The sequence below is a fragment of the Actinomadura rubteroloni genome, from assembly GCF_002911665.1.
GTDB lineage: Bacteria > Actinomycetota > Actinomycetes > Streptosporangiales > Streptosporangiaceae > Spirillospora > Spirillospora rubteroloni.
The window spans coordinates 76,200-88,406 of record NZ_MTBP01000005.1 but is presented as its reverse complement, the minus strand read 5'-3'; the positions used below and the strand labels follow the sequence as shown (position 1 = coordinate 88,406).

The window sequence follows — 12,207 nt, the reverse complement described above, 5'->3', positions numbered from 1 at the left end:
AGAACCTATCCCGGCGGGGGACGATCCGGGCGAGCACCCCGACTCACCCCACAGGGAGAGTTAGGCTTACCTAACAACATCTCTGCATCGGAGGACCCATGGCGACGGAGCGCAAGGGCCCGTCCGTGAGCACCGCCACGGTGCTGCGGACGCGCCAGCTCACCCCCCACATGATCCGGGTCGTCCTCGGCGGCCCCGGGCTCGCGGACTTCGGCGCGGGCGAGTACACCGACCACTACGTCAAGCTCCTGTTCCCCCAGCCCGGCGTGCGGTATCCCGAGCCGTTCGACATCGCCGCCGTCCGCGCGGAGTACCCGCGCGACCAGTGGCCCGTGACGCGGACGTACACCGTCCGGTCCTACGACCGGGACGCGGGCGAGCTGACCCTCGACTTCGTGTACCACGGCGACACCGGCCTGGCCGGGCCGTGGGCGAAGGCGGCGCGGCCCGGCGACGAGATCCTGTTCCTCGGCCCCGGCGGCGCCTACGCCCCCGACCCGGACGCGGACTGGCACCTGCTCGCGGGCGACGAGAGCGCCCTGCCCGCCATCGCGGCGGCGCTGGAGCGGATCGGCGACGGCGTGCCCGTCCGGGCGTTCGTCGAGGTGGCGGACGCGGCGGAGCGCCAGGACATCAAGGTTCCCGGCGGCGCCGAGCTGACCTGGCTGGAGCGCTCCGGGCGGCCGGTGGGCGAGGCCCTGGTCGCGGCCGTGCGGGCGCTTGAGTTCCCGGCCGGGACGGTCCACGCGTTCGTCCACGGCGAGGCCGGGTTCGTCCGGGACCTGCGGCGGTACCTGCGCGTCGAGCGCGGGATCCCCCTGGACCGGCTGTCCATCTCGGGCTACTGGCGGACCGGCCGGGACGAGGACGGCTGGCAGTCGTCCAAGCGCGAGTGGAACCGGCAGGTCGAGGAGGAGGAGGCCCGCGCGCTCGGCTGACCGCGCGGCACGGCGGGCGGGGCGGTCAGGCCCCGGCCGCGTCCGGCTCGTCGGCGTCGTCGTCGGCGAAGCCGGGCAGCCAGCGCAGCGCCTCGGCCCGGAACGCGCCCTCGGCCTCCAGCTGGCACAGCACGCCGCCGCACGCGGCGAGGGCGCGGCTCACCGCCAGGTACTCCGGCGGCAGCCGCAGGTGCCGCGCGAGCCCGCCGGGACGCAGGTCGCCGGCCATGCCGAGGCCCCGCGCGGCCTGCGCCCGCATCCACGCGCGGGTGTAGCGGAAGGTGTCGGTCGTGAACGGCTCGACGTGCGGCGCGACGAGTTCGGCGACGCGCTCGACGTCCACGTCGGCCGCGGCGTCCAGGAACCCCTCGGCGCGCAGCGCGTCCGCCATCGCCTCGGGGTCGCCGAGCGTCCCGATGCGCAGCAGCCGCCCGATCGACCGCTGGAGGCGGGCCGGGACGCGGGCGGCGCCGCCGAAGTCCAGGACGCCGAGCCGCCCGTCGGGCATGAGCCGGAAGTTGCCCGGATGCGGGTCGATGTGGATGCGCTCGCAGCGCGCCGGACCCGACAGCAGGAAGCGGAACAGCAGCAGCCCGGCGCGGTCGCGCTCCTCCTGCGTGCCGTCGGCGATCACGCGGGCGAGCGGCGTGCCCTCGATCCACTCGGTGACCAGGACGTTCCCGGCCTGCGCGACGACGGCGGGCACGAGCACGTCCGGGTCCCCCGCGTACGCGGCGCGGAACGCCTTCTGCGCGCGCGCCTCGTCCACGTAGTCGAGTTCCTTCTCCAGCCGCCGCCGCAGGTCGGCGATCACCGGCTTCATCTCGACGCCGGGGAACAGCGGCGCGGCGAACCGGCTGAGCCGGGCGAGCTGCTTGAAGTCGTTCATCAGCGCCTCGTCGGCGCCGGGGTACTGCACCTTGACGGCGACCTCGCGGCCGTCGTGCCAGACGGCCCGGTGGACCTGCCCGATCGACGCGGCGGCGGCCGGACGGTCGTCGAACCGCTCGAACAGGTTCCGCCAGCCCGGCCCGAGCCCTTCGGCGAGGACGCGGTGGGTGGTCGCGGCGGGCAGCGGCGGCGCGGCCTCCTGGAGCTTGGTGAGGCTCGCGCGGAACGGCTCGGCGACCTCCTCCGGCAGCCCCGCCTCGAAGATCGACAGGAGCTGGCCGACCTTCATCGCCCCGCCCTTCAGCTCCCCGAGGACGGTGAAGAGCTGCTCGGCGGTGCGGCGCTGCATCTCGGCGGCGACGGCCTCGGCGGGACGGCCCACCGTCCGCTTGCCGAGGCCGACGGCGGTCCGCCCGGCGAACCCGAGCGGCAGCGTGGCGAGCTTGGCGGTCCGGGTGACCGCACGGCGGGGCATGTCGCTCATGAGACCGTCCTTACCTTCGGGTGGTGCTACCCATACTCGCCGATGGCGGGCGCGTCCGCCTCCCTCGCACGGCGGAAGGACGGCCGCAGCGCGACCAGCACGGCGGCGAGCAGGACCGAGACGACGATGCCGTCCAGCCAGTAGTGGTTGGCGGTGCCGACGACGACGAGGACCGTCGCGACCGGGTGCAGGACCCACAGCCAGCGCCAGCGCGTCCGGGCGGACACGATGAGGCCGATCGCGATGACGATGGCCCAGCCGATGTGCAGGGACGGCATCGCGGCGTACTGGTTGGCGATGCTGTGGGCCTGCGGCGCCCCGTACACGGCCGGGCCGTACCGCTGCCCGGTGTCGATGAGCCCGTCGATGCCGAGCATCCGGGGCGGGGCGAGCGGCATGCTCAGGTGCAGGACGAGCGCCAGCCCGGTGAGCCCGATGAGCACCCAGCGGACCCACCGGTAGTAGGCGGGCCGCCGCAGGTACATCCAGAGCATGAACACCACGATCGCCGGGAAGTGGACGTAGGCGTAGTAGCAGTTCACGACGTGGATGACCGACTCGCTGTGCAGGAACAGCGCCTGGACGCGCTCCTCGCCCGGCAGGCGCACCGTCCGCTCCAGGTCCCAGACCCGGTGGGCGTTGCGCATCGCCTCGCCGACGTGCCCGGACGCGAGCACGCGCCCGATCCGGTACACCGCGTACAGCACGGCGATGAGCAGCAGCTCCCACACCGGATGGGGCCGGACGCCGCCGCGGACGCGGTGGCGCGCGGCGGCGGGCGCGGGGGTTCGGGGCGGTGGTGCGACGGTCATGAGGCGGTCCTTCGGGGGGTGGGGTGCGGGTCCCGGGGGCCGTCCCGGCGGGAGAGGGGACGGCCCGGGGACCGTCAGGTGCCGACGGCGGCCCGCTCGCGGCCGGGCTCGGCGGCGAGCCGGTGCCGCAGCCGCTCGCCCTCGACGTCCACGTTGGGCAGGAGACGGTCCAGCCAGCGCGGCAGCCACCAGGCGGAGCGCCCGGCGAGGGCCATCGCGGCCGGGACGATCGTCATCCGGACGACGAACGCGTCGAACAGCACGCCCGCCGACAGCGCGAAGCCCATCAGCTTGATCATCGTCTCGTCCGAGGCGAGGAACCCGGCGAAGACGGCGATCATGATGATGGCGGCGGCGGTGACGACGCGGGCGCCGTGCCGGAACCCTACGGCGACCGCCTCGTGCGGCGACGCGCCGTGGACGTACTCCTCGCGCATCCGGGTGACGAGGAAGACCTGGTAGTCCATCGCGAGCCCGAACACCACGCCGATCATGAAGATCGGCATGAGGCTCATGATCGGGCCGGTCGTCTCGATGCCGAGGAGCCCGTCGAGCCAGCCCCACTGGAACACCGCGACGACGGCGCCGAACGTGGCGAGCACGGTGAGCAGGAACCCGGCGGTCGCCTTCAGCGGCACCATGACCGACCGGAACACCAGCAGGAGCAGCAGGAACGCCAGCCCGACGACGACCGCGAGGTAGGGGACGAGCGCGCCCGACATCTTGGCCGAGATGTCGATGTTCATGGCCGTCTGCCCGGTGACCATCGCGTTCGTCCCGGACGCGGCGGCCCGGTCCCGGATGGCGCCGACGAGCTTCTCGGTGCCGTCCTCGCTCGGCCCGCTGCGGGGCACGACGGTGAGCAGCGCGGTGTCCTGCGCCGTGTTGGTGGCGGGCCGCGAGACGACCTTGACGTCCGCGAGCGTCCGCAGCTCGCCCGCGAACCGCTCCGCGCTCGCCTTGGCGCCCGTCCCCTCCACGAGGACGAGCAGCGGCCCGTTGGAGCCGGGCCCGAACCCGTCGCTCAGCATGTCGTAGGCCTTGCGCTGGGTGGTGGACGGCGCGGCGACCTCGTCCCCGGGCAGCCCGAGCCGCAGGTCCAGCGTCGGGAGCGCGAGGACGCCGAGCCCGAGGACGGCGAGCAGCAGCACCGGCAGCGGGCGGCGCAGCACGAACCGCGCCCACCGCTCGCCCGCCGGGGCGCGGCCGGGCCGGGGGCCGCCGCGCGCGAGCCGCGAGCCCGCGCGGGCGACGCGCCGGCCGCCGAACCCGAGCAGGGCGGGCAGCAGGCTGAGCGCGATGAGGACGGCGACGACGACCGCGACGGCCGCCGCCAGGCCCATCTGGGTGAGGACGGGGAGCCCGACGACCGACAGCCCGGCGAGCGCGATGACGACGGTGAGGCCCGCGAACACGACGGCGGACCCGGCCGTCCCGACGGCGCGTCCGGCGGCCTCGGCGGGTTCGCGGCCCTCGGCGATCTCGTGCCGGTAGCGGGACACGATGAACAGCGAGTAGTCGATGGCGACGGCGAGGCCGAGCATCAGCGCGAGCGTGGAGGTGAACGAGCTCATGTCGAGGAACCCGCTGGCGGCCGTGATCAGCGACATCGCGATGGCCACGCCGAGGATCGCGTTCAGCAGCGGCAGCCCGGCCGCGATCAGCGACCCGAAGGTGATGAACAGGACGACGGCGGCGACGGCCACGCCGATGACCTCGGTGGCGCTCTGCTCGGGCGTCGCCTGGGTGGCGGTGCCGCGCGTCTCGACCGTCAGCCCGGCGGCGCGGGCCTGCGCCGCGACGGCGGTCAGCGCGTCCCGGGCCTGGTCGGTCACGTCGATCGGGACGACCTTGTAGGCGACCTCGGCGTGCGCCGTCCGGCCGTCGGGCGCCACCGCCTTCGCGGTGTAGGGGTCGGCGACGGACGCGACCTGCGGGCTCGTGCGCAGCGCGGCGACCGCGCGCTCCACGGCGTCCCGGGCCGGGCCGGCCGTCAGGCTCTGCCCCGGCCGGGCCGCGAACACCATGCTCGCGGTCGCGCCGTCGGCGTTGGCCTGCGGCATCTTGTCCTTGAGCAGGTCGATCGCGCGCTGCGACTCGGTGCCGGGGACGGAGAAGTCGTCGGAGGTCTGGCCGTGCAAAGTCGCGGCGCCCACTCCGCACAGGACGGCGAGCGCCACCCAGACGAGGGCGACGAGCCGCCGGCGGAGGAACGAGAACCGGCCGAGCCGGTACAGGAAGGTGGCCAAGAGAAGGGGGTCCCATCGTCGCCGGGACGCGGTCGGGCGTCCCGGGAGGTCACGAGGATCGGGCGGTGGGGCGGGGACGGTCAGGGGCCGGGCGAGTGCGGGGCGGGCAGCCCGGTCCGCAGGAGCGCGAACGCCTCGTCGACGAGCGCGCCGAGGTCGCGGTCGGGCGCGTCCAGCCACAGGTCGGCGGACGTGCGCAGCGCGGCGGCGGCGACGCCCGCGACCAGGTTCGGGTAGAGGTCGGCGGACGGGTCGGTGCCGGTCCGGGCGCCGATGATCGCGGCGATGGCGCGCTGGGTGTCCAGCAGGCCGCACAGGTGGCGGCCGACGAGTCCCGGCTCGTCCCGGACGATCCGCAGCAGGTCGCGCGACGGCTCGGGCTCGCCGCCGGGGAGCAGCGCGGCGCGGACGGCCGCCCGCAGCGCCTCGCCCACCGGCTCGGCGGCCGGGCGCGCCCGCAGTTCGGCGACCAGGCGGTGCGCCGCGTCCAGGAGCGGCGCGACGATCGCCTCGTCGCGGCCCGGGAAGTAGTTGTGGAACGTGCGGGGCGAGACGCCGGCCGCGGCGGCGATCGCCTCGACCGTGACGCGCTCGGCGCCGCGCTCGGTCGCGAGCCGGACGGCGGCGCGGCCGAGCGCGGCGCGCGTCGCCGCCTTCTTGCGCTCGCGCAGTCCTCCGTCCACGGTCATGATCCTCACCGTAGAACGAACTTGCGCAAGATGCAAAATTTCAGCCACTGCCAGATCGGTGACGTGTGTCTCACCGGGCGGGGGCGGCGTCCTCCGTCCACGTCTCGGGCAGGCCGAAGACCGCGAAGAGGCCGGTGTCGAAGAACGCCGCGACGTGGGCGACCACGCCGCCGGAGATCGTCAGCACCTGGAGCTGGAACGGCCGGTGGACGCCGTCCGGGCCGCGCCGGTACATCCCGTAGGCGGGCTGCCCGTTGGCGGCGGTCGGCACCAGCCGCAGCTCCCCCGGCTCGGGGTCGCACTGCACCGCGATGAGCCGCGCGATGGCCTCGGCGCCCCGGAACCACTCGGGGAACGGGGGCATCTCCCACAGCGCGTCCCGCCGGAACAGCTCGACCAGCGCGCCGACGTCGGCGGCCTCGAACGCCCGGGTGTAGCGGTCCAGCAGGGCGCGGGTGCGCGGGTCGCCCGGCTCGGCGAGCGCGTCGGGGTCGGGCCCGACCTCGGCCAGCCGCGCCCGCGCCCGCTGCAGCGCGCTGTTGACCGACGCGGTCGTCGTCTCCAGCAGGGCGGCGACCTCGGCGGCCTTCCAGCGCAGCACGTCGCGCAGCAGCAGCACGGCGCGCTGCCGGGGCGCCAGGTGCTGGAGCGCGGCGACGAACGCGAGCCGGCTGGCCTCGTGGGACTGCGCGACGGCGGCCGGATCGGCGGCGCCCGGCCCGGCGGCGAGCACCGCGTCCGGCGCGGGCTCCAGCCACGGGACCTCGGGCGCCGCGACGACCGGGCGCTCGGGGTCGGCCGGGGCGCCGATCCCGCTCGGCAGCGGGCGGCGTCCGCGCTGCTCCAGCGCGGTCAGGCAGACGTTCGTCGCGATCGTGTAGAGCCAGGAGCGCGGCGAGGACCGTCCCTCGAACCCGTCGTAGGCCCGCCAGGCGCGCAGGTAGGTCTCCTGCACCTGGTCCTCGGCGTCGTGGATGGAACCGAGCATGCGGTAGCAGTGGGCGAGCAGCTCGCGCCGGTGCGCGTCGGTCAGCCGCTGGAACTCGCTCTCCCGGTCGGGCGCGGTGGTCGGCATCGTGGTCGCCTTCGCTGGACGGTGTCGAGGTTGGGGCCGAGAGTAGGCGACGGCACCGACAGAACGGTCCAGATGGATCGGGCCGACGCCACAAGGCGGTAAAACATCGGCGGGTGAAGGTAAAACCCTTTCGCGGCGACGGCCGAGCCTGCACCCTGGAAGCCGTAACCGACGCACGCACCCGTGCCCGGCGTCCCCGGGAGGAAAGGTGATCGTGAGGCCCGCGGGCGGACCGCGCGTGGTCGTGGGGATCGACGACTCGGCCGGCGCGCGCTGCGCCCTCGCCTGGGCGATCGGCGAGGCCCGGCTGCGGGGCCTGCCGCTGCTCGTCGTGCACGCCGCGCCGCTGCCCCCGCACGTGTCGGCGGCCGGGCAGCTCGGCGGCGGCGTGACCGAGGCGCTGTACGCGGCCGGGATCGACCTCGTGGAGCGGCTGCTCGCCGAGGTCGCCGCCGACGTCCCCCGGCCCGAGACGCTCGTGCTGATCGGCGAGCCCGGTTCGGTGCTCGTCCGCATCGCCCGGGAGGACGACCTGCTCGTGGTCGGGCGCGGCGAGCGGTCGGCGCTGTCGCGGCTGCTGCGTCCGTCGGTGCGGCTGCACTGCGCCCGGCGCGCCCGCGCGACGTTGGTGTGCGTGCGGCCCCCGGCGATGGACGCGCTGCTGGAGTCGCTGGCCGCCGGCGGACGCCCGTCCGGACGCGGCCGGGGCTTCCGCTTCGGGTGGCGCGCGGGCTGAGTCCTCAGGCGGGCAGGCCGACCAGCCCGGCGAGGGCGGCGCGGTGCCGGTCGGCGGTGCCGAGCGCCAGGGACGCGCTCTTGGCCCGCTTGAGGTAGAGGTGCGCCGGGTGCTCCCAGGTGAACCCGATGCCGCCGTGCATCTGCACGCACTCCTCGGCGGCGCGGACGGCCGTGGCCGAGCAGTGCGCCTGCGCGACGGCGGCGGCGACGGGCAGGTCCGGGTCGCCGGACGCGGCGCACCCGGCCGCGTACCGGACGACCGCGCGGGCCTGCGCGACCGCCGCCCACAGGTCGGCGAGCCGGTGCTTGAGCGCCTGGTAGGACCCGACCGGACGGCCGAACTGGTACCGCGTCCTGACGTACTCGACCGTCATCTCCAGGCAGCGTTCGGCGATCCCGAGCTGCTCGGCGGCCAGCAGCGCCGCGCCGGTGGTGAGCGCGGCGGTGACGGCGCCGGTATCGCCGATCCGGCGGGCGGGCGCGTCGGCGAGCGCGACGTCCGACAGCCGCCGGGTCATGTCGAGCGCGACGACCTCGGTGACGCGGACGCCGTCCGCGCCGGGGTCCACCGCGTACAGGCCGTCGCCCGCCGGGACGAGCAGGGTCGCCGCCGCGCCCGCGTCCGCGACGGCCGTGATCACACCGGTCAGCCGGCCGCCGTCGGCGCGGACGCCGTCGGGCGCGGCGCCGGGCGGGGTGCTGAGCGGGACGGCGAGGACGGCCGACGCGTCCGCCGCCAGGTCCGGGGCGCCCGCCGCGAGCAGCGCGGCGGTCCCGAGGACGGCCGCGCCGAGGAACGGGACGGGCGCGACGGCCCGGCCCAGCTCCTCCAGCACCACCGACGCCTCCCGCCACGACGCGCCCGCGCCGCCCGCCGCCTCGGGCACCGGCAGCGCGGTCACGCCCATCTCCGTCAGCCGCTCCCACAGCGCGGCGTCGTAGGGCGCGTCGGTCTCGGTCCCGGCGAGGACGTCCGGCCACGCGCACGCCTCGGCCAGCAGGGCGCGGAGCCCGGCGCGCAGGTCGTCCTCGACGTCGGAGTACAGCAGGTCGCTCACTTGGGGAGGTCCTTCCAGGGCACGTCCTTGTCGGCGCGGGGCTCGGCGGGCAGCCCGAGGATCCGCTCGGCGACGATGTTGCGCAGGATCTCCGAGGTGCCGCCCTCGATCGAGTTGCCCTTGGCGCGCAGGTAGCGGTAGCCGGGCGAGCGGCGGGTGAAGTCCACCTCGGCGGGACGCCGCATCGTCCAGTCGTCGTAGCGCAGGCCGTCCTCGGCGAGCAGTTCCAGCTCCAGCCCGGAGATCTCCTGGTTGAGGCGGGCGAACGCGAGCTTGGCCGCCGACCCCTCCGGGCCGGGTGCGCCCGCCGCGAGCTGCTGGCGCAGCCGCTCGCCGGTCAGCCGGGCCGCCTCGGCGTCGGCCCACAGCCGCAGCAGCTCGGCGTGCAGGCCCGGGGTGCGCAGGTCGGGGCGGTCGCGCCAGAGCGCGGCGACGACGCCGATCATGCCGCCCTCGCGGGGCGCGGCGTGCCCGCCGATCGCGACGCGCTCGTTCATCAGCGTGGCCATCGCGACGCGCCAGCCGTCGCCGACCGCGCCGAGCCGGTGCTCGTCCGGGATCCGGGCACCGGTCAGGAACACCTCGTTGAACTCGGCCTCGCCGGTCATCTGCCGCAGCGGCCGGACCTCGACGCCCGGGTCGGTCATGTCGCACACGAAGTACGTCATGCCGCGGTGCTTGGGCACGCCGGGGTCGGTGCGGGCGACGAGGATCGCGAACCTGGCCTCGTGCGCCATCGACGTCCAGACCTTCTGGCCGTCCACGGTCCAGCCGTCGCCGTCGCGGACGGCGCGGGTCGCGAGCGCGGCGAGGTCGGATCCGGCGCCGGGCTCGCTGAAGAGCTGGCACCAGACCTCCTCGCCCGTCCACAGCGGGCGCAGGAACCGCTTCTTCTGCTCGTCGGTGCCGAACGCGAGGATCGTCGGGGCGGCCATGCCGAGGCCGATCGCGTTGCGCTCGGGCCGGTTGCCGGGCGCGCCCGCCGCCGCGAACAGCCGGTCGACGCCGTCCTGGAGGGCGCGCGGCGCGCCGAGCCCGCCGAGGCCCGGCGGGTAGTGCACCCAGGCCAGGCCGGCGTCGAAGCGGGCGCGCAGGAAGTCGCGCCGGTCGGTCGCGGCGGGGTCGTGGACGGCGAGGAAGTCCCGGACGCGCCGGTCCAGCCCGGCTTCGTCCGGCGGGGCGGTGCTCACGGGCGGACCTCCATACCAACCGGTCGGTAGGCCGCTCACCCTAGGAACCGGGACCGCCCGCGTCAACGTCCCGTCCGGCCAGCGCGGCGGGCAGACCGCCGGTGTGCAGGACGGTCAGCGTGCTGACGGCCCTGGTCAGCACGACATAGAGCCGGGCGAGCCCGCGTTCCTCGGCGGCGGCGATCGCGGCGGGCTCGGCGACGATCACGTGGTCGTACTCCAGGCCCTTGGCGACGGTCGCGGGGACGACGAGCAGCCGCGCGTCCGTCCCGTCCGGGGCGCCGTCCGGGCCGAGGACGCCGCGTGCGATCCCGGCCGCGGCGAGCGCGGCGGCGTGCCCGGCGACCGCCGCGTCGGGCGCGATGAGCGCGACCGACCCGGGCCGCTCCAGCGCCTCGGCGGCGGCCCGCGCCACGGCCGCCGCGAGGTCGGGCACGCGGCGGACGGCGAGCGCCCCGGCGCCCGCGCGCAGCGAGCGCGGCGCGGCCAGGCCCGGCGCGACGTGCGGGAGCAGCCGCGCGGCGAAGTCCAGGACGGTGCCGGGGACGCGGAACCCGGTCGCCAGCTCGGCCACCTCCCCGTCCTGCCCGAGGTGCTCCAGCACCTCCTTCCACGAGCGCGCCGACCACGGCGTCGTGCCCTGCGCGAGGTCGCCGAGGACGGTCGCGGACCCGTTCGCGCAGCGGCGGCCGAGCGCGCGGAGCTGCATCGGGGACAGGTCCTGCGCCTCGTCGGCGACGAGATGGCCGAGCGAGGGCGTCCGCTCGGTGAGGTCGGCCAGCTCGTCCAGCAGGGCGCGGTCGGCGCGGGTCCACTTCGCGGACCGGTGCGATCGGTACGGCTTCGTCCAGAGCAGGGCGGCCTGCTCGGCGGGGTCGAGGGCGCCGCGCGCGGCGTCGGCGAGGAAGTCGGCGTCCGACAGCAGCCGGTACAGGACCTGCTCGGGCGTCACCTTCGGCCAGACGCGGTCCAGCAGCTCCTTGACCGGCCTGGACCGGGCGACCTGGTCCTGCACGCGGTCGTCGGGGGCCTCGCCGCGCCGCTCCATCCGGACGAGGATCTGGTGCGCGAGCCGCTGCGCGAACATCGCGCGGCCGTTGCCGTAGCGGACCGTGCCGCGCAGCGCGGCGGCGATCTCGCGGACCTCGTGGTCGGCGAGCCGGTACCGGTTGACGCCGCGCGTGACGAGCAGCCCGTCCTCGGGCTTGCGGACGTGCAGCCACAGCGCCCGGCGCAGCACGTCCGCCATGCGCGCGTCGCCCTTCAGCGCGGCGGTCGCGGCGTCCTCGGCCGCGGCGGGGGCGCCGAGCAGGTCGTCCACGGTGGCCTGCTCGACGCTGACCTCGCCGAGCGCGGGCAGCACGGCCGCGATGTAGGCGAGGAACGCGCGGTTCGGGCCGACGATCAGCACGCCGGACCGCGCGAGCCGCTCGCGGTGCGCGAACAGCAGGTAGGCGGCGCGGTGCAGGCCGACGGCGGTCTTCCCGGTGCCGGGCGCGCCCTGGACGCAGACGGTGACGGTCAGGTCCGCGCGCACGAGCGCGTCCTGCTCGGGCTGGATCGTCGCGACGATGTCGCGCATCGGGCCGGTGCGGGGCCGCTCGATCTCGGCGGTGAGGATGGCGGACGGGCCGAGCGCGCGGCCGTCCAGCGGCTCGTCCTCGAACGCGGTCAGCGCGCCGCCCTGGAAGCCGAACCGGCGGCGGCGCGTCCAGCCCAGCGGGTCGCCGGGGCCCGCCTGGTAGAACGCGCGGGCGACCGGGGCCCGCCAGTCCAGGACGAGCGGACGGCCCTCGGCCCCGTCGTGGACGTGCCGCCGCCCGATGTACAGCGTGCCGGGGACGCCGGGCCCGGGGGCGCCGTCCATCCGGCCGAAGAACAGCGGGGCGTCCGGCCGGTCGGCGAGCGCGGCCACGCGCTCGTCGAGCAGGGACTCCAGGAACTGGCGCGACACCCAGTCGGCGGCGGTGTCGGCGGACTGCGCCTCCGCGTGCTCGCGCATCCGCCGCAGCGCCGCGCGGGCGTCGGTGAGGTAGGCCCGCTCGGCGGCGAGCTCCGGATCGTCGTGCGTTCCCCCGGGCAT

Annotated in this window: 10 protein-coding genes; 2 read left to right on the top strand and 8 right to left on the bottom strand. The window is 76.1% G+C overall.

The window, feature by feature from the left end; translation table 11 throughout:
- The first annotated feature begins 98 nt into the window (after positions 1–98).
- Positions 99–938 carry a siderophore-interacting protein gene (locus BTM25_RS27065; protein WP_103566130.1) on the top strand — a complete coding sequence of 280 codons (840 nt, stop codon included), beginning with the start codon at positions 99–101 and terminating at the stop codon, positions 936–938.
- Positions 939–963: 25 nt separating this feature from the next.
- Here the strand turns inward: BTM25_RS27065 and BTM25_RS27060 are convergent, their stop codons facing one another.
- The 5 genes from BTM25_RS27060 to BTM25_RS27040 form a co-directional block, all read right to left on the bottom strand.
- Positions 964–2,313, bottom strand: a complete 1,350-nt coding sequence (locus tag BTM25_RS27060) for an ABC1 kinase family protein (RefSeq protein WP_168212259.1) — start codon at positions 2,311–2,313, stop codon at positions 964–966.
- Between the two features lie 26 nt (positions 2,314–2,339).
- Positions 2,340–3,125 (bottom strand): phosphatase PAP2 family protein, encoded by a 786-nt coding sequence (locus BTM25_RS27055; protein WP_103566128.1) that lies wholly within the window; start codon positions 3,123–3,125, stop codon positions 2,340–2,342.
- 74 nt (positions 3,126–3,199) lie between these two features.
- The gene (locus BTM25_RS27050) at positions 3,200–5,374 is read right to left on the bottom strand and encodes an MMPL family transporter (protein ID WP_103566126.1); all 2,175 of its coding nucleotides are present in this window, start codon (positions 5,372–5,374) and stop codon (positions 3,200–3,202) included.
- An 80-nt stretch (positions 5,375–5,454) separates the two neighbouring features.
- Entirely contained in the window at positions 5,455–6,063 is a 609-nt protein-coding gene (locus BTM25_RS27045; protein WP_103566123.1) for an acyl-CoA-like ligand-binding transcription factor, read from the bottom strand.
- A gap of 70 nt (positions 6,064–6,133) precedes the next feature.
- Positions 6,134–7,210, bottom strand: coding sequence for a sigma-70 family RNA polymerase sigma factor (locus BTM25_RS27040; protein WP_407923416.1), 1,077 nt, complete (start codon positions 7,208–7,210; stop codon positions 6,134–6,136).
- 136 nt (positions 7,211–7,346) lie between these two features.
- Between BTM25_RS27040 and BTM25_RS27035 the strand changes: the two genes are divergently transcribed.
- Complete coding sequence (locus BTM25_RS27035; RefSeq protein ID WP_103566118.1) at positions 7,347–7,874, top strand: universal stress protein; 528 nt, start codon at positions 7,347–7,349, stop codon at positions 7,872–7,874.
- 4 nt (positions 7,875–7,878) lie between these two features.
- Here BTM25_RS27035 and BTM25_RS27030 read toward each other — a convergent pair whose 3' ends face one another.
- The 3 genes from BTM25_RS27030 to BTM25_RS27020 are packed head-to-tail and all read right to left on the bottom strand — an operon-like array spanning position 7,879 to position 12,207.
- A complete protein-coding gene (locus BTM25_RS27030; protein ID WP_103566116.1) occupies positions 7,879–8,934 on the bottom strand; it encodes an acyl-CoA dehydrogenase family protein in 1,056 nt (351 codons plus the stop codon).
- Positions 8,931–10,124: an acyl-CoA dehydrogenase family protein gene (locus tag BTM25_RS27025; RefSeq protein ID WP_103566113.1), complete on the bottom strand. Its 1,194-nt coding sequence runs from the start codon at positions 10,122–10,124 to the stop codon at positions 8,931–8,933. Before BTM25_RS27025 ends, BTM25_RS27030 begins: the two co-directional genes overlap by 4 nt.
- A gap of 40 nt (positions 10,125–10,164) precedes the next feature.
- On the bottom strand, positions 10,165–12,207 hold the full coding sequence (locus BTM25_RS27020) for a HelD family protein (RefSeq protein WP_103566112.1): 2,043 nt from the start codon (positions 12,205–12,207) through the stop codon (positions 10,165–10,167).